Annotated in this window: 21 protein-coding genes; 10 read left to right on the top strand and 11 right to left on the bottom strand. The window is 68.6% G+C overall.

Annotated features, from left to right (window positions below):
- Window positions 1-2: 2 nt before the first annotated feature.
- Genes ACWEQQ_RS35975 through ACWEQQ_RS35960 form a run of 4 tightly spaced genes read right to left on the bottom strand, consistent with a single transcriptional unit; the run spans window position 3 to window position 2,150 of the window.
- Window positions 3-866, bottom strand: a complete 864-nt coding sequence (locus ACWEQQ_RS35975) for an ABC transporter permease (RefSeq protein WP_452351358.1) — start codon at window positions 864-866, stop codon at window positions 3-5.
- Between the two features lies 1 nt (window position 867).
- Complete coding sequence (locus tag ACWEQQ_RS35970; RefSeq protein WP_452351357.1) at window positions 868-1,737, bottom strand: MlaE family ABC transporter permease; 870 nt, start codon at window positions 1,735-1,737, stop codon at window positions 868-870.
- The gene (locus ACWEQQ_RS35965) at window positions 1,737-1,925 is read right to left on the bottom strand and encodes a hypothetical protein (protein ID WP_452351356.1); all 189 of its coding nucleotides are present in this window, start codon (window positions 1,923-1,925) and stop codon (window positions 1,737-1,739) included. The genes ACWEQQ_RS35970 and ACWEQQ_RS35965 overlap by 1 nt, the downstream gene beginning before the upstream one ends.
- On the bottom strand, window positions 1,926-2,150 hold the full coding sequence (locus ACWEQQ_RS35960; protein WP_452343224.1) for a hypothetical protein: 225 nt from the start codon (window positions 2,148-2,150) through the stop codon (window positions 1,926-1,928).
- A gap of 391 nt (window positions 2,151-2,541) precedes the next feature.
- On the opposite strand from ACWEQQ_RS35960, the gene ACWEQQ_RS35955 reads away from it, so the two are divergent.
- A complete protein-coding gene (locus ACWEQQ_RS35955) occupies window positions 2,542-3,546 on the top strand; it encodes an oxygenase MpaB family protein (RefSeq protein ID WP_452351355.1) in 1,005 nt (334 codons plus the stop codon).
- Window positions 3,547-3,558: 12 nt separating this feature from the next.
- Here ACWEQQ_RS35955 and ACWEQQ_RS35950 read toward each other — a convergent pair whose 3' ends face one another.
- Both ACWEQQ_RS35950 and ACWEQQ_RS35945 read right to left on the bottom strand, forming a co-directional pair.
- Window positions 3,559-4,206 carry a DUF47 domain-containing protein gene (locus ACWEQQ_RS35950; RefSeq protein WP_452351354.1) on the bottom strand — a complete coding sequence of 216 codons (648 nt, stop codon included), beginning with the start codon at window positions 4,204-4,206 and terminating at the stop codon, window positions 3,559-3,561.
- On the bottom strand, window positions 4,203-6,260 hold the full coding sequence (locus ACWEQQ_RS35945; protein ID WP_452351353.1) for an ArnT family glycosyltransferase: 2,058 nt from the start codon (window positions 6,258-6,260) through the stop codon (window positions 4,203-4,205). The genes ACWEQQ_RS35950 and ACWEQQ_RS35945 overlap by 4 nt, the downstream gene beginning before the upstream one ends.
- A 784-nt stretch (window positions 6,261-7,044) precedes the next feature.
- On the opposite strand from ACWEQQ_RS35945, the gene ACWEQQ_RS35940 reads away from it, so the two are divergent.
- Both ACWEQQ_RS35940 and ACWEQQ_RS35935 read left to right on the top strand, forming a co-directional pair.
- Window positions 7,045-8,664, top strand: a complete 1,620-nt coding sequence (locus tag ACWEQQ_RS35940) for a sensor histidine kinase (protein ID WP_452351352.1) — start codon at window positions 7,045-7,047, stop codon at window positions 8,662-8,664.
- Between the two features lie 83 nt (window positions 8,665-8,747).
- On the top strand, window positions 8,748-9,455 hold the full coding sequence (locus ACWEQQ_RS35935; protein WP_452351351.1) for a response regulator transcription factor: 708 nt from the start codon (window positions 8,748-8,750) through the stop codon (window positions 9,453-9,455).
- A gap of 15 nt (window positions 9,456-9,470) precedes the next feature.
- On the opposite strand, the gene ACWEQQ_RS35930 is transcribed toward ACWEQQ_RS35935, so the two are convergent.
- On the bottom strand, window positions 9,471-10,499 hold the full coding sequence (locus ACWEQQ_RS35930) for a terpene synthase family protein (RefSeq protein ID WP_452351350.1): 1,029 nt from the start codon (window positions 10,497-10,499) through the stop codon (window positions 9,471-9,473).
- A 199-nt stretch (window positions 10,500-10,698) separates the two neighbouring features.
- Here ACWEQQ_RS35930 and ACWEQQ_RS35925 point away from each other — a divergent pair, with 199 nt between their 5' ends.
- Window positions 10,699-11,550 (top strand): hypothetical protein, encoded by an 852-nt coding sequence (locus ACWEQQ_RS35925; protein ID WP_452351349.1) that lies wholly within the window; start codon window positions 10,699-10,701, stop codon window positions 11,548-11,550.
- A gap of 88 nt (window positions 11,551-11,638) precedes the next feature.
- On the top strand, window positions 11,639-12,619 hold the full coding sequence (locus ACWEQQ_RS35920) for an AraC family transcriptional regulator (protein WP_452343216.1): 981 nt from the start codon (window positions 11,639-11,641) through the stop codon (window positions 12,617-12,619).
- Between the two features lie 54 nt (window positions 12,620-12,673).
- Here the strand turns inward: ACWEQQ_RS35920 and ACWEQQ_RS35915 are convergent, their stop codons facing one another.
- Window positions 12,674-13,336, bottom strand: a complete 663-nt coding sequence (locus ACWEQQ_RS35915; RefSeq protein WP_452351348.1) for a hypothetical protein — start codon at window positions 13,334-13,336, stop codon at window positions 12,674-12,676.
- A 125-nt stretch (window positions 13,337-13,461) separates the two neighbouring features.
- Here ACWEQQ_RS35915 and ACWEQQ_RS35910 point away from each other — a divergent pair, with 125 nt between their 5' ends.
- The 4 genes from ACWEQQ_RS35910 to ACWEQQ_RS35895 all read left to right on the top strand — a co-directional run bounded on the left by ACWEQQ_RS35910 (window position 13,462) and on the right by ACWEQQ_RS35895 (window position 17,432).
- The gene (locus ACWEQQ_RS35910; protein WP_452351347.1) at window positions 13,462-14,244 is read left to right on the top strand and encodes a 2-phosphosulfolactate phosphatase; all 783 of its coding nucleotides are present in this window, start codon (window positions 13,462-13,464) and stop codon (window positions 14,242-14,244) included.
- Between the two features lie 219 nt (window positions 14,245-14,463).
- Entirely contained in the window at window positions 14,464-15,123 is a 660-nt protein-coding gene (locus tag ACWEQQ_RS35905; RefSeq protein WP_452351346.1) for an arsenate reductase ArsC, read from the top strand.
- 48 nt (window positions 15,124-15,171) lie between these two features.
- Entirely contained in the window at window positions 15,172-16,131 is a 960-nt protein-coding gene (locus tag ACWEQQ_RS35900) for a LysR family transcriptional regulator (protein ID WP_452351345.1), read from the top strand.
- Between the two features lie 176 nt (window positions 16,132-16,307).
- Complete coding sequence (locus tag ACWEQQ_RS35895; protein ID WP_452351344.1) at window positions 16,308-17,432, top strand: PLP-dependent cysteine synthase family protein; 1,125 nt, start codon at window positions 16,308-16,310, stop codon at window positions 17,430-17,432.
- 27 nt (window positions 17,433-17,459) lie between these two features.
- Here ACWEQQ_RS35895 and ACWEQQ_RS35890 read toward each other — a convergent pair whose 3' ends face one another.
- Window positions 17,460-18,659, bottom strand: a complete 1,200-nt coding sequence (locus ACWEQQ_RS35890; protein WP_452351343.1) for an erythromycin esterase family protein — start codon at window positions 18,657-18,659, stop codon at window positions 17,460-17,462.
- 112 nt (window positions 18,660-18,771) lie between these two features.
- On the opposite strand from ACWEQQ_RS35890, the gene ACWEQQ_RS35885 reads away from it, so the two are divergent.
- Window positions 18,772-19,491 carry a MerR family transcriptional regulator gene (locus ACWEQQ_RS35885; RefSeq protein WP_452351415.1) on the top strand — a complete coding sequence of 240 codons (720 nt, stop codon included), beginning with the start codon at window positions 18,772-18,774 and terminating at the stop codon, window positions 19,489-19,491.
- A 35-nt stretch (window positions 19,492-19,526) separates the two neighbouring features.
- Here the strand turns inward: ACWEQQ_RS35885 and ACWEQQ_RS35880 are convergent, their stop codons facing one another.
- Together ACWEQQ_RS35880 and ACWEQQ_RS35875 are read right to left on the bottom strand one after the other, a co-directional pair.
- Window positions 19,527-19,928: a nuclear transport factor 2 family protein gene (locus ACWEQQ_RS35880; protein WP_452351342.1), complete on the bottom strand. Its 402-nt coding sequence runs from the start codon at window positions 19,926-19,928 to the stop codon at window positions 19,527-19,529.
- Between the two features lie 50 nt (window positions 19,929-19,978).
- A complete protein-coding gene (locus ACWEQQ_RS35875) occupies window positions 19,979-20,557 on the bottom strand; it encodes a TetR/AcrR family transcriptional regulator (RefSeq protein ID WP_452343209.1) in 579 nt (192 codons plus the stop codon).
- Between the last annotated feature and the right edge of the window lie 22 nt (window positions 20,558-20,579).

Genomic DNA, 20,579 nt, shown 5'->3' with positions numbered 1-20,579 from the left:
ACCTATCCTGAGATGCGGAAGCCGGGGTCGATCCCCCAGATCGCAAGGGTCAGAAAGAGATTGACGAAGACCATGACGACGATGACCATCTTGATGGCCTGCCCGGCCGCCACCCCGACGCCCTCCGGCCCGCCGGTGGCGACGAAACCGTGGTAGCACTGGATGAACGTCGAGATCATCACGAAGACCATGACCTTGAGCAGCGACCAGAACACGTCCGGTCCCAGCAGGAACTGGAAGAAGTAGTGGTCGTAGGTGCCGGCGGTGGTGCCGCCCAGGAACAGCACCGACAGCTTGGTCGCCAGGTACGCCACCGCCAGGCCCACGCTGTAGAGCGGGATGATGGTCAGCGTGGAGGCGATCATGCGGGTGCTGATCAGATACGGAAGCGGCCGGATGGCAAGGGATTCCAGCGCGTCGATCTCCTCGGAGATGCGCATGGCGCCCAGCTGCGCGGTGAACCGGCACCCGGCCTGAATGGCGAACGCCAGCGTGGCGATGACCGGCGCGATCTCGCGGGTGGTGGCGAAACCGGAAATGGCGCCGGTGAGCGGCGACATGGTGAGCAGGTTCAGCGCCGTGAACGACTCCATACCGACGGTGATGCCGCCGAAGCCGCACAGCGCCACCACCACGCCGATGGTGCCGCCGCCCACCACCAGGGAGCCGTTGCCCCAGCCGATGTCCGCGGTCAGGCGCAGCACCTCCTGGCGATAGTGCCTGAGCGCGAAGGGAATCGCGAGCAGGGCCTGGAAGAAGGTGATGACCTGGTGGCCGAGGCGCTGATTGGCCCGCACCGGAACGGACATCACATTCGCGGCCATCCGCACCGGCTCGAGCGCCGGGGGAGTGTAGGTCGTGCCCACCTCACACCACCTTCGACGGCAGCAGCGTGTTGTAGAGCTGGGTGAGCACGATATTGGTGGCGAACAGCATGAGCGCCGAGCTCACCACCGCCGAGTTCACCGCATTGGCCACCCCGCCGGGGCCGCCGTGCGCGTGCAGGCCGATATCGCAGGCGATCACCGCGGTCAGCAGGCCGAAGACGGCCGCCTTCAGCACCGCGATGACCAGATCATTGGCCACCGCGAAGGACGCGAACGAGCCGATGAACGAACCCGGCGTCCCCGACTGGGCGTAGACGTTGAACATGTAGGCGGTGGCGAAGCCGACGAAGACGATGAACCCGCACAGCAGCATGCTCACCAGCACCGCGGCCGCGATGCGCGGCGCGACCAGCCGCCGGACCGGGTCCACGCCCATGACCATCATGGCGTCGATTTCCTCGCGAATGGTCCGCGAGCCCAGATCGGCGGTGATGGCCGACCCGACCGCGCCCGCGATCATCAGCGAGGTGACCAGCGGCGCACCCTGGCGGATGATGCCGAGCCCGGCCACCGCACCGATGAACGTGGTCGCGCCGACCTGGTTGACCAGCGCGCCCAGCTGAATCGACACCACCACCGAGATCGGAATGGCCACCAGCACCGTCGGCGCGGCCGACACGCTCGTCATGAACGCGCACTGTTTGACGAACTCCTGATACGGGAACCGCCGGCGCAGGATCGACACCACCAGCTGCCGCAGCGCGTCGCGGCCCAGATCGACTTGTCGCCCAAGGGTTTCCAGCGAACGCTGCGGATGCCGCCGCCACAGCCCGCGCACGCTCTCGCCGATCCGCTCAAGCTCGGTGGGTTCGGCATTCGCTGCGGCGGAGGGCTTTTCGAGTGTCGTCATCAGGCCATGTCCTCGAGATAGTGCTGCAGCAGGACCAGCAGGTACCCGGCCACCGAGAGGCCTGCGGCCACGGTGCACAGCACGGCTGCCCACAGCCCGAAGCGCAGCACGGGATTGACTTCCATACGCCCACCGAGGATCTTGATGCCGATTACCAGGATGTCGATGAGCCAGACCAGGGTCATCATCTACGTCATGCACACATTCGAGAAGGTGAGCACGGGCCAGCACACGATGGATCCCAGGAACGAGATGATCACGTCGATGCCGTGCAGCTGCTTCAGATGCGAGGTGTGAGTGAGGGTCCAGATCACCCCGACCAGCCCGTAGGGGATGCCGAGAATGATGAGGGTCCCCAGGAATTCCGACACCTTCATCTCGTAGCCGAGTAGCCGATCCAATCGTTTCAGCATGTCGCGTATGTCCTTTCACTTCCCTGCCGGCCTCGGGCGCGGTGCGTGCCTCATTGCCGGTGCCGCGCTGTCCCCGATGCCGGTGCGCCCCCGGGCCGCTTCGCGAGTGCCGCCCGCAGCAGCGTATGTTACTAATGATTCTCGTATGTGGAAGTGGTTCCGATGATCTTTTTCGGTCGATATGCTCTGTAGTAACGCGGGTGTCGGCTTGTTACTGCCGGAACCGAGTATCTAAGTTATTTGCCATTCCTGCTTCAAACGACTGTCTGAGAGCGAGAATGATCAGTAACATAGCAGCCGTGCCGGGGTGCTCGGCGCAGGTTCGGCGAGGAGTGTCCGATGCAGGCAGGGGTCGGGTACGCCGTGACCGCCACGGAGAGAGGGAACCCATATGACGACCGGGGTAGCGCAGCCGTCCGGCTGGAATGATGATGAGGCACAGTCGAATCCGGATCCCGCAGGGGGCCGGGGCAGACCCCTGGTCCGGCGGATCTCGGTGGCGTCCGCACCGGCGGCCGGGGGCGCGGCGGCCCTGACCCTGGAGCAGACGCGCATCCACATCCCTGGCGTGCACCGCCCGGACGCCAAACGGCCGCCGAAGCTCGAAGACGCGATGGACTTCTGGCAGTTCTCGGGGGCCGCCGCGAATGTCGCCATGCAGATGGCGCGACCCGGCGTCGGCCACGGGGTGGCCGACAGCAGGGTGGAATCCGGCGCGCTCATGGTGCATCCCTGGAAGCGGTTGCGCACCACGGCCTCCTATCTGGCGGTGGCCATCCTGGGCACGCCCGAGGAGAAGATCGCCTTCCGGGAAGCGGTCAATGTGGCGCACCGCCAGGTGAAGTCGGAACCCGGTGCCGCGGTGAAGTACAACGCCTTCGACCGCGACCTGCAGATGTGGGTCGCGGCCTGCCTCTACATCGGGTTCGAGGACTCCTACCAGCTGCTCAACGGCCGGATGAGTCCCGAACAGGCGGAGGCGTTCTACTCCACGGCCGCGCCGCTGGGCACCACGCTGCAGGTGACCGAGGAGATGTGGCCCGGGACCCGCGCCGAGTTCGACGAATACTGGGTCGAGGCGTGCCGTCAGGTGGCCGCCGACGACAAGATCCGCCGTTTCATCGAGGATCTACTGCACCTCCGCATGATCCACTGGTATCTCCGGGTCGTCTTCGGCGGACTGCTGCGCTTCCTGACCGTCGGCTACCTGCCGCCGTACTTCCGCGAGCAGCTCGGTGTCGAGTGGACGGCCGCCGACCAACGCCGCTTCGAGCACCTGTTCCTGTTCGTCGGCTTCGTCAACCGCTTCATCCCGAAGTTCCTGCGCACCATGGGCACCCGCACCATGATGGCCGACGTGCGCCGGCGCATACACCGGCACAGGGCGCTGATCTGACCGCCGGTTCGATCAGTTCGATTGCACCCTCTGCGGCTGGGTCCAGCGGTCGATCACGCCCTGCATGGTGCGGGCGGAAATGGCCAAAAGCCTGACGACGTCAGCGATTTCGATACTCACGTCGCGCAGGGCCGCCGCCTCGGCAGGGCAGTCCATCCCGAAGCAGCGGGTGTACAGCGCGCGCAGCATCCGGTCCGTGTCGCCGGAGATCCGGTTCAGCTCCAGCCAATACGCCGGCATGGTCCGCGGTGACCGTACGAGCGCCAGGGCCTGGGAGGTCGCCCAGGCGGCGTCGGCGGTGCGGCGGATGAGATCGAGGACCTCGTCGGGAAAACCGGTGAGGCCGTGGATCTCGATCATGTGACCCACCGATTCCAGGCGGTCCACCGCGTAGTCGAGGGCGCTGGCCACGCGGTAGAGCTCGGTGCGATCGGGCGTCTCGAAGCGTTCGGCGACCAGCACGCACACCAGCTGTTCGGTCAGCTGGTGGCTGACCCGCGCGAAGGCGGAGAGCCGGACCCGCACGCCGTGCGGGTCGGGTACGTCGAGCCGGATCTCCTCGAGGGTGTGGGCCGCGGCGACGAGATTGTTGGCGGCCGAGGCGAAATAGAGCTCGATCGCCGGCCCCGGGCGGGGCCGGCGCAGCTGTTCGTGGGTCACGCACTCACCGGCTGGGACAGGTCGTAGACGGTGGTTCCGCCCACGGTGACGGTGGCGAAGTGGGACTTCACCCACTCGGTGATCTGGGCGGCGGTGGAATTCGAACCGCCCATGGCGAAGCCCTCCAGGAAGTACCGGACCTGACCGGCCGACACATACTGCTGGAACTGCTGGAGCGTGGGCGAGTTGTCGCCGCCGGAGAAGCCACCGATGGCCATGACCGAGGTTCCGGACTTCAGGGCGAGCGTTGCCGCCGACATCGAGCCGACGGACGCGGCCGACCAGCGTCCGCCGGTGTGCGCCAGCAGGCTGACCAGCTCGGCATTGTTCCCGGTATCGGAACCCGGTCCCTGCCCGCCCGGCGCGTCGCCCGGGCCACCACTCGGAAACCCTTCGGCCCGTTGGCCGGAGCCATCGGCCGGTAACCCGCCGGAGGCGTCCCCGCCCGAGCCGGGACCGCCGGCGGGCATCGCTCCGAAGGGCTGACTGGTGGGCCCCGAGTTCGGACTGCCGCCGCTGTGGCCCTGACCCGCGGTCGCGATCGCCCAGGCTCCGGTGCCGCCCAGCCCGAACAGCAGGCCCGCGGCGGCCAGTGCGAGGGTGTAGCGGCGGGCGCCGCGGGTGCCCGCGACCAGGGCCAGCGCGACCAGGATCGAGCCGGCGAGGATCGTCCAGCGCAGCCACGGCAGCCAGTCGGGAGTGCGGTGCAGCAGCACGAAGGACCAGGCGCCGGTGCCGGCGGCCATGGCCGCGAGCGTCAGCCGTGCGGCGGGATGCCCTGCCCGGGACCACAATTCACGCACCGACAGGGCGACCAGCGCGCCGATGGCCGGGGCCAGGGCGACCGTGTAATAGGGGTGCACGATGCCGCTCATGTACGAGAAGGTCAGGCCGGTGACCAGCAGCCAGCCGCCCCACAGGATGAAGGCCGCCCGGGTGCGGTCCGTGCGCGGGGCGCGGCGGGTGAGCCAGAGCCCGGCGACGAGCCCGATCAGCGCGGCGGGCAGCAGCCAGGAGATCTCCGCGCCCATCGCCGAATTGAACAGGCGGGTAATGCCATTGGCGCCGCTGAAGCTGGGGGCGCCGTGCATGCCCTCCGGCAGGTCGAAGCCGCCCCCGCCCCCGCCGGAGCCCGGGTTGCCGTGGCCACCGAAGATCCGGCCCAGGCCGTTGTAGTCGACCGCCAGCTGCCAGAGGCTGTTGGTGGTGGAACCGCCGATGTACGGCCGCGAATCCGCCGGCCACAGCTCCACCAGCGCGATGTACCAGCCCGCCGAGACCACCACGGCGAAGCCGGCCAGGATCAGGCTCCAGATCCGCTGCCGCAGTGGCGCGTTGGCCGCGATCAGATACGCCAGTGCGAGACCGGGCAGGATGAGGAACGCCTGCATCATCTTGGTGAGGAACCCGAAACCGACTGCGACACCGGCCGACACCAGCCAGAGCGTCGGCGCGGAGAGCAGACGGTCGCCGGCGGCCGTGATCGCGCGGACCGTGCAGTAAGCGGCCGCGACCAGCAGCAGGACCAACAGCGCGTCCGGATTGTTGAATCGGAAGATGAGCACTGCCACCGGGGTCAGCGCGGCGATCGCCCCGGCCACCAGTCCCGCGCCCGGTCCACTGAGCCGGCGCACGGTCGCGACCAGCAGCCCGGTCGAGGCGACACCCATCAGTGCCTGTGGCACCAGCACCGCCCACTGCCCGAACCCGAACAGCCTGCCGGACAACCCCAGCACCCACAGCGCGGCGGGCGGCTTGTCGACAGTGATGGCATTGCCCGCGTCGAACGACCCGAACAGCAACGCCTTCCAACTCTGCGACCCCGCCTGCGCGGCCGCCGAGTAGTACTCGTTGGCCCATCCTGAATTCGTGAGGTCCCACAGATACAGCACCGCGGTCACGGCCAGCAGACCGAGCAGACCTGGCCGCGCCCACCGCGGTTGCTCCGGAGGCCCGAAAAGCGCTCGCCCGAACCAGTTCTCACGATCCGATCCGCTGCGCTCGGTCAGCCGGTGCGCCCCGGCCACCCCCGGCCGCTGCGTCGTCGATGTCATCTCCACGTCCCTTCATTCACCGCCATGCCGTTGCTCCGGCGCGGTTCTCGAACCCGATCCTGATCGACCGCCCTCGGGGGAATGTGGCGCGAACCTGGGAACCAGCTGGCAATGCCGCGTGAGCACCCTGCGCCTCCGCTGTGCCCCGAACCCGGCGCACGGGCGCGGCCGAATTCAACCACGGCGTCGCGCCCGTGCCGGGCGGCCTTGGTGGTCGGGCACCGCACGCGCTCGGGCCGGTTAGGGGGGCCTACGTCAAGGCGCGCCACTACGCGGACACCGTCTTCCACCGGGTGATCCGAACTTCACGATCCAGGGTGGCGGCCTGATCGCCGACAGGCAGCAGAAGTCTGCCGAGCAGACACCGCGGCTGCGCGCGGCCACCGCAGTCCGTGCGGCCTGCTGCATCGCGGCTGCCTGACAGACAGTGCTGCGGCGTGCGGCGCGATCCACGAGATGTTCGCCGACTGCGATCCGCCCGGTGTCGAGGCATGCACCAAGTCCCGACTGCGGTCTGAGCGGTGGTTCTCGAGTTGGCCAGAGGTTGGCCGGATACCGTCGGCCCGGCCCGCGCGAACGCGGCGGGGCGGAAGGAGATCGGAGTGTCGGGGAGCCGGAGCATTCGGGGTCGACGGACTGGTGCGGGCCGCGCATCAGCAGGGGGAGGACGCGCGTGAGGGATCAGGCGCCCGGTCTGCGCTGCGCGTTCGGTGCTGCGGCGAGTTGCCGCTTGCCACTTGTCGGATGCGCGGGAGCGGGCCGTGCCTGTGTTTAGGTGGGTGGCGTGAGCGAGCTACCAGCCGGGGAGGCGGCCGCAACGGGTGCTGCGCGGCGGGTTCGGGGTCTGCGGCGGTGGACCCTGCGGACGCGGCTGCTGGTGGCGGTCGTGGCCATCGCGGTGGTCGGGCTGACGGCGTTCGGAGTGCTGAGTGTGGCGGCGCTGGGACGGTCGGAACTGGCGCGAATCGATGGGCAGTTGAATTCGGTGGCGGTGGATATGGCCGCCCAGAGCCATCCGCCTCCGCCGCCGCGGTCCACCTCGACGGTGCAGGGATTGCCGTCGACGTTCCAGATCCAGTTCTTCGACAGTGCGGGACAGCAGGTCGGGCAGATCGGGGTCGGCGCGAACGATCTGGCCCTGCCCGCGATGGACAGGTCCGCGGTCGAGGCGCGCGGGAGCAAGATCTTCGAGGTCGACGACTCGCACGGGACACCGTGGCGGGTGCGCACAGTCGCGCAACCGCCCAACGAAGACCAGCCGGACGGCGGAACGGCGGCGGTCGTCATGCCGCTGGATGGCTATTACGCGACCGCCCGTGAGCTGCGGACCATCGAATTGATCGCGGGTGCGGGACTCATCCTGGTGCTGGGCGGCGTGGCGGCCTGGCTGGTGCGTGTCGGATTGCGGCCGCTGTCGCGCATCGAGCACACGGCCGAGGCCATCGCGGCCGGTGATCTGGATCGCCGAGTCGAGCACGCGGATACCCATACCGAGGTCGGGCGCCTGGGGACCGCGTTCAATGTGATGCTCGAGCGGCTGTCCACCACCATGCGGCGGCTCGAGGAATCCGAGTCGCGCATGCGGCTCTTCGTCGCCGACGCTTCGCACGAACTGCGCACTCCGCTGACCTCGATCCGCGGCTACGCCGAGCTGTACCGGATGGGCGGCGGCGCGGACCCGGCCCAGGTCGCCACCATGATGCGGCGCATCGAGGACGAGGCCGCGCGCATGGGCGTGCTCGTCGACGATCTGCTGCTGCTCGCACGGCTCGACGAACAGCGCCCGCTGGATCTGACCGACGTGAACCTGTCCACCGTCGCCGACGAGGTGGTGCGGGACGCACGGGTCCGGCAGCCGGAACGCATTGTGCGGCTGCGTCTTCCGGACGAACCCGTGCACGTCGTCGGCGACGAGCACCGGCTCCGTCAGGTGCTGACCAACCTGGTCGGCAACGCGCTCGTGCACACCCCCGCCGCAGCGGAGCTCGATGTTCGGATCGGGTGGGGCGCGGTGCCCGCCGAGACCGCGGGCGGCCGGGCGGAGTGGCCCCGGACCGGGACGGCCGGTGTCGAGCCGCGCGGCACCGGGGTGGTCGCGGCGGCCGGGGCGGAACTGCCCGCGGGCGCTGCGGCCGTGATCGCCGAGGTGTCGGACACCGGGCCCGGCATCCCGCTGGGGAAGGCCGAGCACGTGTTCGACCGCTTCTACCGGGTGGACGAATCTCGTTCGCGCGCCGGTGGTTCCGGCCTCGGCCTGGCGATCGTCGCGGCCGTGCTGACCGCGCACGGCGCTCGGATCCAGCTGCTCACGGGCGCGGGCGCCGGCACGACGTTCCGGATCGTGTTCCCGATATCGGACACGCCCGGCGCCACCGGCCGGGGTTCACAGGAAACGCCCAGCTGACGCCGAGCTGGAGCGGTGGTGGCGGCAACCAGGATGACCGGTATGAATCGGTGTGGGACGCGGGTGCGCATAGGGTGTCGAGCGTGAGCGATCGCGCCCCGGCGGGGGCGGCGACCGTGCTGGTCGTCGACGATGAGCCCTACATTCTGGACCTGCTCTGCTCCGCGCTGCGGCTGAGCGGGTTCGAGGTGTACTCGGCCGACACCGGCCGCGGCGCGTTGGAGGCGGCGACCCGGCGGCGACCCGATGTCATGGTCCTCGATGTCATGCTGCCGGACCTGGACGGATTCAGCGTCGCCCGGCGGCTGCGCGCGGCGGGCAGCGAGGTGCCGGTGCTCTTCCTGACCGCCCGCGACGCCGTCGAGGACCGCATCGCCGGACTCAGCGCCGGCGGCGACGACTACGTGAGCAAGCCCTTCAGCCTCGAAGAGGTGGTCCTGCGGTTGCACGCGATCCTGCGCCGGACCCGGCCCGGCGACGAGGACGGACCCGGCCGGCTGCGCTTCGCCGACCTGGAACTCGACGCCGGCACCCACCTGGTGTTCCGCGCCGGTGAACAGATCTGGCTGTCCGCCACGGAATTCAAGCTGCTGCACTACCTGATGCTCAATGCGGGCAAGGTGGTGAGCAAGCGCCAGATCCTCGATCGCGTGTGGCAGGCCGAGGAGGGCCGCGCCGACCGGGTGGTGGAGACCTTCGTCAGCCAGCTGCGCCGCAAGATCGACACCGGCCATCCGCCGCTCATCCACACCGTGCGCGGCGTCGGCTACACCCTCCGCGAATCCCCCTAGCGCGGACTCCGGCGATCACACCCGATCGAGGAAACCGTTGCCGTAGTCGATGTTCCGGGCATCACGCAGATCCGTATCCGGCGTGAATCGCACCGTGTCGGTGCGATCCCACAGTTCCATTCCGGCTATGGCGGACTGGCAGTCGCGAATGCAGCGGCGGACGCCATTTCGGATTCTCGGCGGCAGCTGCAGCGCATCCATTTCTGCCGTAATTGCCTGGGCCGCGGCCTGATTGTCGGCGATTCGGGCGTCTATCGAACGGCGGACTTCCGTGACCGCCTGCGGCAGTTCCATTCCCAGATGATGCTGCAGAGTCGTCACCAGATTGATGGTGTCCTCGGAATCGGTTTCGATTGCCAGCGAATGCAGATCATTGATCAGGCACATGATATCGGCGGTGGTGGCGATTATCTCCTGATACGCGGGACCGTAATACAGGGCGTCGGGAATTTCGGTGTGCTCGATCACCTCCGCCAAATCCACCGTCGGCAATACCGTGCATGCGTCCCGGCGTAGTCGCGGATATTCCTCCGGACTCGGCGACTTGCCGGCCCGACGAAATGCATTCTCGCGCGCGTGACCGACCAGCCACAATTCCAGGTTCAATGCGAATCGGCGCGCCCAGGCCTCGGAATTGCGCGGGAAGGTGCGGGTGCAGAGATTGGACAGAGCTGCGATGACGGGTGGTACCGGACCCGCGACCCCGCGCTCGTGCACCACCTGCAGTGCGGCGTGCCGGAGGCGGTCGTAGTCGTCGAGCCGACCTGTGGTGATGGCCAGATCCTGCAGATCGTCGAAGACGAAGAATACGGTGATCCATTCGGCGACCAGGAGCATGTCGGCGAAAGACGAGGTGGGGCACCAATATGCCGAGAATCGCGCGTAGCCGAGCGATTCGAACTTGCGGGCCGCCGCCTCGTCCTGGAGCAATCCGAAACGCTGTGCCCAGATCTGAACTCTTTCCTGCGCTCGGTCGCTCATCGAATGCCGCTGCGGCAGGAACGGAAGCGGGATCTCCAGGTGCCGCAAGTCGTGTTCGTTCATCGGTAACACCTGGGTTCACTCGGGTGGAGGCGGGATCCCTCCGGCGATCAGCGTAACCGACATTTCGGGCGATATTCGCGGATTCGCAAGATCCGCAGAGCGGCAACCAATTTCGCCGGGACCGCGGACGGCCGCGCAACAGCTGCCGGAGGTACGGTGAAGGGGTTCCCGTCCAGTCCGCAAACCCCTGCGAGTCATTGTGTACGAGGAATCCACCGCCGCGGTCCGCAAGCACGCGCTGATGTCGTTGTGGCAGTTGATCAGGGTCGTCGACGAGGACCCCGACGGCATGATCAGTGGGTCGCCCTACGCTACGGCCGGCGTGGTCGGACGGCTGTGGCAAACACCCCGAGTGCTGTCCGCGACGCCGGCGCGGCTGGGGCTGAATGCGTTGGCGCGCACCCAGAACGGCGAAGGCAGCCGGGGGAGCGAGTTCCTCTTCGCGGATCCGGAAGTCTTTCTTCCAGAACGACTGCCCAGTCTCGAGGCGATCGAGTGCACGATTCCGGTTCTGCTGGAACGACTCGCGAAGGTGTCCGACACGGTCGCGCGATGGGCGGGGCGCGATTCGTACCGTGGCAGACGGGTCGCCGCGGTGCGCCGGCTCGTCGAAACGCAAGAACTGGACGGTCATTGGGACGACCGGACGGAGGCCTCGCCGTATCCGCCGACCGCCGCCGCGGCCATGGCGCTGGTTCGCGCGATCGAATCGGAGTTCTCCGCCGATGCCTTGCTGGCGGTGGCCCGGGCGATTGCCTGGTTGCTCGCGACCCAGCGGCCGGGCGGATCCTGGGGCGTGTGGCATCCCACCGCGGAGGAGACCGCGTGCGCGGTGCACGCGCTGTGCGCCTGTGCGAACCCGTCGGCCGAGCGTTCGGTGGCCCGTGCATTGCGCCGGTCTCACATTTTTCTTGCCGATTGCTATGACGCCGCGACGGCCGATTCGACGCGAACCCCATTGTGGCACTACAAAGATCTTGGATCGCCGCTTAGAATCGAGCGTCTGTATACATTGACCGCCCTGCTCATGAGTGGTTCACCGCTACGGTGAGGCCATGGCGGGACCTTGGTCACCGACCACGGACGGAACTCGTTCGAAACGTGGTTGCTGCGCGATATGTGGTGGGAGGATTACCGACGTGGAGCAAGCCGTTTTCGGCGCTGTCGAGATCTCGTCGTCCTCGACCCTTTCGCCACGTCAGGCGTTCGAGCAGTGGGAAGCCCTGATGGCGGATGCGGTCGCACCGTCGGTGATCGAGCCATTGCGCACAGGGCACTGGCACGGACAAGTCGCCACGACTCAATTCGACGGATTCGCGGTGTCGCGCATGCAGGCCAGCGCGCAACGGGCATTGCGGACAAAAAAGATGGTGGCGCAGTCGACCGGTGAGTTCTTACTGGTGAATATCGTGCTCGAAGGAACGAATTGGACCGAGCAGCGCGGCCAGACGGCCGAATGCAAGCCCGGCACCATCTCGTTCTTCGACAGCGGTGTGCCGCTGGAGAGCCGCACCACCGACAATTGCCTGTCGACGCTGGTACGCGCCCCGCTGCAACTGGTGCTCGAGCATTCCGGCCTCACCCGCGACCAGCTACCCACCGCCACCGCCGTTCCCGCCACGGGGGCGCTGGGCGTGGTCGCCGGCTTCTTCCGCAATCTGGCCGAGCTACCGCCCGACGACATCGCGCGTGCGGTCACCGTCTTCGGCAGTGACGCCGCCGGCATGATGGCGTCGGCGTTGCTGCTGGCGAACGGCGAAAGTTCGCCCGGCCCATCGGATTCGCTCTACACGCGGCAGCAGGTGCTGGCCTACATCCGCAAGAACTTCACGAACTCGGACCTCACGGTCGACGAGATCGCGCATGCCTGCCTGATCTCGCGGCGCACGCTGTACCGGGTCTGCGAGGGCTTCGGTGAGCCGGGCGGGATCGTCCGCCGCACCCGGATCGCCCATGCCCGCCGCCTCATCCGCGCCGACCCCTCCCGATCCCTGGCCGCCGTCGCCGCCGCGTCCGGTTTCGCGACGGACCGCCACTTCTATCGGGCGTTCCGCGAGGAAACCGGGCTCACCCCGGGCCAATTCCGCGACCAGCTCGGCCCCCGCAACCGCATGCGCTGAACCACAACAGGATTGGGGAGCCGTCACCACCTGTGCTCGAATCTCGGTTCCTGATCAGGGACGGGGTCGGGTGGGGGTGAAGGTGTCGACCGGGGTGGGTTCGCTGCGGGGACCCACCAAGGCGTAGTAGGTGGCGGTGATGGTCGTATGGCCGCCGGGACTGCCGGGATCGACGTCGAAGCAGCAGAAGCCGTAGGGATTGGTCATATCCCGGAAGGCGGACCAGGGCGCGGGCTCGGGGACAGTGGTGGGCAGGCGTTTCCCCAGCAGCGGGCCGACCTCGCCGAGGCCGGTGATGACATTGCAGTGCGGGTCGGGCGAGAGCATACCGGTGCTGGGGGCCGAGGTGCCGCCACCGCCGATCACCAGGTGCACGGTGCCTTTCGAGGTGTCGTACGGGCCGTGGCCGGTGTCGGTGGGGGCCGGGGTGAGCCGCACCCGCGGTGCGGTGACCGACACCGTCGTGTGCCACGACACCACCGCCTCCCGGGCCGCGTCCGCGCCGTACTGCAGATGCACCCCGCGCACCGCGGGAGCCTCCGAATCCGTTGGCTTCCGCCATAATTCGGCCGCTCCGCTCCCGCCCTCGGAACGCAACGCCACCGTGCCCGCCGCCCCCGCCGCGATCCCCGCCGCCGCGGCCCCGGCCGTCGCCGTGAACAACCCGCGCCGGCTGACTCCCCGGCCCGCCCCCGGACCACTGCTCTCCGCTGCCATGCCCCGCAAGCTAATCGCGCCCCGAACGCCCCGCCATGCGACAATGCCCACTCCTACTGGCCAGAAATCGTGGTTGACGCACAGTGGAAACCATGTGGACGGCATACGCGGAGAGGGGAATCGGAATGTCGGAGCTGCCCGCATGGTCGAGGCAGGACGGGTACGGAGTGCGATTCGAGTGGGGGCTGACCGGTGCGCGGGCACTCGGGCCGGGGTGTGCGGTGCTCGTGGTGATCGATGTGCTGTCGTTCACGACCGCGGTGTCGGTCGCCGCCGAGTCCGGTACGCGGGTGTTCCCGTATCCCGCACGCGATTCCACGGCAGTGGATTTCGCGGTGTCCCGGGATGCCCGGCTGGCCGTCGGCCGCACTGCGATGAGCGCCGCGAATCCGTGGTCGCTGTCCCCGGCCGCGCTGCGCCGGGCGCCCGCGCCGGAACGGCTGGTGCTGCCGTCGCCGAACGGGTCGGCCATTTCCGCTGCCGTCGAGGGGATTCCGGTGGTGGCGGCCTGCCTGCGGAACGCGCCGGCGGTGGGCCGGTGGATCGTGAAGCAGGGCTGGGGCACCGTGGATCGGCCGGTCGGGGTGATCGCCGCCGGTGAGCACTGGCCGGGTCGGGAGGTGCTGCGCCCGGCGATCGAGGACTGGCTCGGCGCCGGTGCGGTCATCGCGGCGCTGTCGGAGCACGGAGCCGGGCCCTTGTCACCGGAGTCGATGGCCGCGCGGGCCGGTTACTCGGGCATCCCCGATGTGCCCGCGCTGATCGGTGACTGCGCCTCCGGACGGGAGCTGGCCGCCATCGGATTCGGCGACAATGTGGCGATCGCGGTCGAGATCGACAGCAGCGCAGCGGTTCCCGTGCTGAGTGGCGACAGCTTCGCCGACGCCGGGCCGGGTGCTCGGGTGTGACCGGTTTCGCGTCGATGTCCGGTGCGTGGCCGTGATCACACTTGCCCGTTGTGCCCGAATGTTCGCTGTGCGCGAAGCCGTTCGACGAGCGGTGCCGGGCCGGGGTTTGATGGTTGCGTACCGGTAGCGGTTGCCTATCACCGCGAGCCGGTGGCGTTTCGCGGTCCAGCGGCGACCAGAGGACGGGGATAGGCTGACCAACGTGCAGAGGGAGCGATCGTGAACGAGACATCCGGCGCCGCCCTGCCTTCCACCGCTCCCGATTCGGACCCGATGATCGCGGAGGACGTTTCGGAACGGCTGACGGAGGAATTCGGCGCGGCGGTGGACGCCGCCACTGTCGAGCGCATCCTCGACAGCTCTTACGCGCACCTCGACGCCATCGGCATCGACCGTGCCCGGCTGGCCGGGGTCGCCGAGCGGTTCGCGCGCGAACGGTTGACGGCCTTGGCCCGCGCCGAGGGACGCGCCATCCGTACCGGTCCGGCGGTGCTGTTCGTGTGCACGCACAATGCGGGACGTTCACAGATGGCGCTCGGATTCTTCAACCGGCTGGCCGGCGACCGGGCGTCGGCGTGGTCGTGCGGTTCGGCGCCGAACACTGTGGTCAATCCGCTCGTCGTCGCTGCGATGGCCGAGCGCGGGGTCGACATCGCCGACGAATTCCCGAAGCCGTGGGCCGATGAGCTGATGCGGGCCGCCGATGTGGTCGTCGACATGGGCTGCGGTGACACCGATCCGATCATCGCCGGGCACCGCTTCGAGCAGTGGCCGCTGCCCGATCCGGCGGGTGGGGGCATCGAGGAGATCCGCGGCATTCGCGACGCGATCGAACTCCGGGTTCGCCGCCTGGTGGCCAATCTCGGTCTGGCGGCCTGACCTGCGCCTTTCCCGGCCTCACGACCTGGTGTGCCTAGGATGGGGACCATGCTGGAGATCAGGCAGCTGAAGATCTTCAGGGCGGTCGCGCGGACCGGGTCCTACTCCGCCGCCGCCCGGCAGCTCGGCTACACCCAGCCCGCGATCAGCCAGCAGATCAAGGCCATGGAACGCGTGCTCGGCACCCCGCTGGTGACCCGGTCGGGCCATCAACTGCAGCTCACCGAGGCCGGTGCGGCACTGGCCCGGCATGCCGCGACCGTGCTCGGCAGTCTCGACGCGGCCGAGGCCGAGATCCGGGCGCTCACCGAACTGCGGGCCGGGACGGTGCGGCTGGCGGCGTTTCCGAGCGCGTGTAATCTGCTGGTGCCCAAGACCATTGCGCGCATCCAGGCCGCGGAACCGCGGCTGAAGGTCGCCCTGATCGAGGCCGAGCCGCCGGAATCGGTGGCCATGCTGCGGGCGGGGGAGTGCGAGATCGCCATCGTCTTCGACTATCCGCACGGCAAGGTGCCGGACAGCGAAAGCTCCTGTGACGCAGCCAGTCCCGACCTCTCCGAGCTGAATGCGCACACCCTGCTCACCGATCGGCTGCGGGCGCTGCTGCCGGCCGGGCACCGCCTGGCGGGGACCGCGCGCACCACCCCGATGCAGCTGTCGGAACTGGCGAAGGAGACGTGGATCGCGGGCTGTCCGCAGTGCCGGGGACACCTCGTCGACGCCTGCGCGGACGCGGGATTCCATCCGGACATCGCCTATGCCACCGAGAATCCGGGCGCGGTCGCCGGATTGGTGGCCGAGGGGCTGGGTGTCGCGCTCGCCACCGAACTCGCGCTGTCCGGTGTGCCTGCGCCGGAGGCGGTGCGCTCGCTTCCGGTGGAACCCGCCATGGAGCGGCGGGTGCTGGCGGTCACCTTGCCCAAACTCGAGTCGGTTCCAGCGGTGCGCGCGGTCATCGGCGGACTGCGGGAGTCCGCGCGGCTGGTGGAGGCCGCCGTCTCGCACTAGCCCCGATGGTGGCCTCGGCGTACGGGTCACCGCACCGGGCCATTAGCGGGGCTTTCACCCCCTATTACAGCTGCTTGGGAAATATCGCCCCAGGTCACACTGGGAGGCCCTGATTCCCGGCTAGCGTCGAAGGTGCCCTGCTCCGCTTCGCGGGCCTGAACCAGAAGGACACCGAGATGGCTGTGATCCAGGACAACGCGCTCGTCGACGAGACCGACATCGACCGCTCCGACCCGGAGTACCGGAGCTGGCTGCGCGAGGCCGTACGCAAGGTGCAGGCCGACGGCAACCGCTCCGCCGACACCCACCTGCTCACCATCCCGCTACCGCCGGAATGGGGCATCGACCTCTACCTCAAGGACGAATCCACCCATCCCACCGGCAGTCTCAAGCATCGGCTGGCGCGGTCACTGTTCCTGTACGCGCTGTGCAACGGCTGGCTGCGGCCCGGCCGCCCGGTGGTGGAGGCGTCCAGTGGATCCACCGCGGTGTCGGAGGCGTACTTCGCCAAGCTGATCGGCGTGCCGTTCATCGCCGTCATGGCGCGCTCCACCGTGCGGTCCAAGATCGACCTCATCGAATTCCACGGTGGCGCCTGCCATCTCGTCGACGACCCCAGCGAGGTGTACGAGGTCGCGGCCCGGCTCGCCCGGGAACGGGGCGGCCACTACATGGACCAGTTCACCTACGCCGAGCGCGCCACCGACTGGCGGGGCAACAACAATATCGCCGAGTCGATCTTCCGCCAGCTCGAACAGGAGCGTTACCCCGAGCCGAGCTGGATCGTCGCCACCGCGGGTACCGGCGGCACCTCCGCGACCCTGGCCCGCTACGTCCACTACACCCAGCGTGACACCGGCATCTGCGTCGCCGACCCCGAAAACTCGGCGTTCCTGGAAGGTTGGCGCACCCTCGACCGAAATACCACCTCCGCCAAGGGATCCCGCATCGAGGGCATCGGCCGGCAGCGCATCGAACCCAGCTTCCTCCCGCACGCCATCGACCGCATGATCCGCGTCCCCGACGCCGCCTCGGTCGCCACCGTCCACCTCCTGCAGCGTCTGCTCGGCCGCCGCTGCGGCGCCTCCACCGGCACCGGGGTCTGGGCCGCCTTCGCCGTCATCTCCGGCATGCTCGCCCGAGGCGACCGGGGCAGCGTCGTCACCCTCCTCTGCGACCCGGGCGAACGCTACCTCGACAAGTACTACAGCGAGGCCTGGCTCGCGGGACAGGGCATCGATCCGACGCCGTATTCTGTTCGGCTGGAACAGTTTCTGCTCACGGGTGAGCTCTCCCGCTGAGGCATCGGTTCGATGCCAGCGGTCTCGCTACCAATACTGATGGCGCTTTCCGTCGGTGTCGGCGATGAAGACGACCGCGGCCGCGCCGGACAGGTCGGCGGGGGTGAGTGGGATGTGGCCGGGCACAATCGGTGTGCTCGTGCCGGTGGACGGGGAGAGCGCGGCGCGCAGGGGCGCTGCCGGGAAGAGGGTGCGGTGGGGTGTGGCTGCTGCCAGTGAGTGCTGGAGGGTGTTCGGGTCGGGGTCGGGGCTGGCGTCGGTTGCCACGAACAGGTAGCGGTCCGCGAGCGTCATGTGGACCAGCGCACCGGCGTTCGCCCAGCACTTGGTGTCATCATGGGCGGGGCTCAGGTGGGCATTGTGGGCGAAGACCAGGGATGGGCCCCGGTGTTGCTCCTGGGCGACTATGGCGAGCAGGTAGTCGGCCATCATGTCGGCGCGGACGCTGAGGACGGTGTCGATGCGGTCGGGAGTGTCGGTGGCCATGGCGGCGTGGAAGCGGAGCAGGCCCTGGGCGGTGCGGGCGTAGGACACGGCTCGGTCGTAGGCGTCGGGGTCGGCGGGGCGCAAGCCGGGGGAGGCGCGGTGCAGTGCGCTCGCGAGATCGTCGGCGAGGAGGCGGAGGGCCTGGGCTCGGGGGGAGTTGCCGATGGATGCCGCCGGGTCGTACATGGCGGCCGGATTCGTCCAGTCGGCGTCCTCACCGGCCAATTCGTCCAGTTTACTCAGTGATTCGGGACGCAGGGCGTCGGGCAGGCAGTCGGCGGCCCGGGCGAGGGCATGGCGTGGGCCGGGGGCGCCGGCGTATTCCACCGGGGCATCGAAGCCGTGGAAATGCACCCGATCCTCCGGCGCGCGGGAGGTGTTGTGCGCGCGGAGCCATTCGACGAGTTCGCGATTGCCGGGCACCGCGCCGAAACCGTGGCTGAACCCGGTGGCGAGCACGGAGTCGATCTGGGTGGACGCGCCGCACACGTAGTCGTCGACAATGGACGCGGCGAAGTAGTCGCTCTCCAAAACGACTGACCGGTAACCCCGTTCGATGAGATGACCGAGAACGTCGTTGCGCAGCAGCGGGAATGCGGCGATGCCATGTGTCGGCTCGCCGAGCGCGAACAGGGCGGGCGGTTCGGTGCGGGTGGCGAGCAGGTCGTCGAGGGCGCGGCCCAGGTTTTCCGGGTCGTCGATCGGGCGGCCGATGGCCTGTATTGCGGTGGCAGTTGACATGGAGACCCCTTCCAGAAGGAACTGCCTTCGACACTATCGTTGAAGGTTCGTGTGAAACTTGCCCGAGAGTGACCACGTGTCAGGTGTTCGAACCCTCAAACGGAGGTGCGATCTGCGACCCATCGATCTCGCGCGGGAACACGGATTGTCCGCGCAGGCCATCCGGAATTACGACGAGGCAGGCGTCCTCCCGCCCACCGAACGCAGCGACACGGGCTACCGGCTCTACACACCCCTGCATGCCCAGGCCCTGCGCGCCTTCCTGGCGCTACGGCGTGGTCACAGCCATCAGCCGGCCATCGACATCATGCGCGCTATCAACCGCCGCGACACCGAAGCCGCCTACCGGCTCATCGACGCCACCCACCTCGCCCTGCACACCGAACGCGCCACCCGAGCCGACGTCGCGAGGGCCCTGCACAGCCTGTCCACCCCGATCCCGCCGGATACCACGCGCAGGCCGCTGACCGTGGGCGAACTCGCCCGCCGCCTCGACCTGCACCCGGCGACCCTGCGCACCTGGGAAACCGAGGGCATCCTGCATCCCGAACGCGATCGCGCCACCGGCTACCGCCACTACGGCCCGGACTGCGTTCGCGACGCCGAGATCGCCCGCCAACTGCGCCGCGGCAACTACCAGCTGTCCCAGATCACCCAATTCCTCGACGCCCTCCGAACCGCAGGCGGCACAGCAGCTCTGACCGTCTTCCTCGACGCCTGGCAAGAACGCCTGACCACCCGCAGCCGCGACCTCCTCACCGGCGCAGCCCAACTCGACGCCTACCTCACCCTGCTCGATCAGCGCGGCCCCGAGGCGATTCGGGATCGGTGACGGCCATGGCGCCCCGCCCAGGAGTTGACGGTGCGTCAGGGGTGGAGGGGTTGCCGGCGTGGGACGACGCGCCGATGGCTGATGCGCCAGCCGGAAGCGGTGCGGACGACGATGTCCTCGTAGGTGACACTGCCGTTGGTGCCGTCGGTCGCGACCGCGAGGCCCTTCGACAGGGCACGCACAGTATCGGATGTGGTGGGCGACACCACGATATTGGTGACGTGATGCCCCAGCGGATTGCCGTCGCCCAGCTGGAGCGCCATGTCGCGCAGGGCATCCCGGCCGGTGACTACGCCCGCGCCGTAGGCGGTCAGGTCGTAGGCGATGTCGTCGGTGAAGACCTCCCCGAAGCGGTCGAAGGCGCCGGCATCGCTGAGATGTCCGTGCAGGGCGAGCAATTCGTGAATGGCCAGCCGGTCGGCCGTGGAGATCGACATAGCACGCAGTGATACGCGGCGGCGGGCGCGATCGCCAGTTGTTTTGCGGATCAGGGCAGGGACAGCGACGCGGCGGTGAAACGCCAAAGGCGTTCGGCGGCAAGGTCGACGGGCGGACGGGGGTGCACGCGCAGCTGCTGGGCGATGCCGTGACGCAGGCCGCCGATGACATACGCACCCGCGCTGTCGGAGTCGAGATCGGCGGGGATCTCGCCGGTGGCCTGCCCGCGGCGGATGTTCGTGGCGGCCGCCTCGCCGAGATTGCGGATGTAGACGGCCTCGATCTCGGTGAGGCCCGGATCGGGAGCCGCGCGGTTGAGCAGCAGCGCCGCGAGCGGGTGCTCGAAGTGGAAGGCCACGAAACAGTGGGTGCGGGCGCGCTCGCGGGTGGCCCAGTCGCCGTCGGCCGGGAGCCGGTCGTCGGCGATGGCCCGGCTCAGGCCCTCGTAGAAGTCGTCCCAGATGGCCGCCAGCAGACCGACTTTGGAGCCGAAGTGGTGGTAGAGCGCACCGGTGCTCAGGCCGGTGCGGCGGGTCAGCGCGCTCAGTTCCAGGGTGCCGTTGGCATGGACCAGTTCGTCACGGGCGGCGTCCAGAAGTTGTTGACGTCCGATCGGTGCTCGTGCCACAGTCGAACAATAACAGAACTCA

This window comes from Nocardia sp. NPDC004123 (assembly GCF_053603795.1).
Note: the sequence above shows the minus strand (reverse complement) of the source record. Positions and strands in the feature narration are given on the sequence as shown.

Excerpts from the sequence above, each read along its gene's own strand:
- ACWEQQ_RS35965 (WP_452351356.1), bottom strand. The coding sequence starts at position 1,925 with ATGATGACCCTGGTCTGGCTCATCGACATCCTGGTAATCGGCATCAAG.
- ACWEQQ_RS35930 (WP_452351350.1), bottom strand. The coding sequence starts at position 10,499 with ATGAACGAACACGACTTGCGGCACCTGGAGATCCCGCTTCCGTTCCTG.
- ACWEQQ_RS35895 (WP_452351344.1), top strand. The coding sequence starts at position 16,308 with ATGGCTGTGATCCAGGACAACGCGCTCGTCGACGAGACCGACATCGAC.
- ACWEQQ_RS35880 (WP_452351342.1), bottom strand. The coding sequence starts at position 19,928 with ATGTCGATCTCCACGGCCGACCGGCTGGCCATTCACGAATTGCTCGCC.
- ACWEQQ_RS35890 (WP_452351343.1), bottom strand. The coding sequence starts at position 18,659 with ATGTCAACTGCCACCGCAATACAGGCCATCGGCCGCCCGATCGACGAC.
- ACWEQQ_RS35955 (WP_452351355.1), top strand. The coding sequence starts at position 2,542 with ATGACGACCGGGGTAGCGCAGCCGTCCGGCTGGAATGATGATGAGGCA.
- ACWEQQ_RS35960 (WP_452343224.1), bottom strand. The coding sequence starts at position 2,150 with ATGCTGAAACGATTGGATCGGCTACTCGGCTACGAGATGAAGGTGTCG.
- ACWEQQ_RS35915 (WP_452351348.1), bottom strand. The coding sequence starts at position 13,336 with ATGGCAGCGGAGAGCAGTGGTCCGGGGGCGGGCCGGGGAGTCAGCCGG.
- ACWEQQ_RS35900 (WP_452351345.1), top strand. The coding sequence starts at position 15,172 with ATGCTGGAGATCAGGCAGCTGAAGATCTTCAGGGCGGTCGCGCGGACC.
- ACWEQQ_RS35945 (WP_452351353.1), bottom strand. The coding sequence starts at position 6,260 with ATGACATCGACGACGCAGCGGCCGGGGGTGGCCGGGGCGCACCGGCTG.
- ACWEQQ_RS35970 (WP_452351357.1), bottom strand. The coding sequence starts at position 1,737 with ATGACGACACTCGAAAAGCCCTCCGCCGCAGCGAATGCCGAACCCACC.
- ACWEQQ_RS35910 (WP_452351347.1), top strand. The coding sequence starts at position 13,462 with ATGTCGGAGCTGCCCGCATGGTCGAGGCAGGACGGGTACGGAGTGCGA.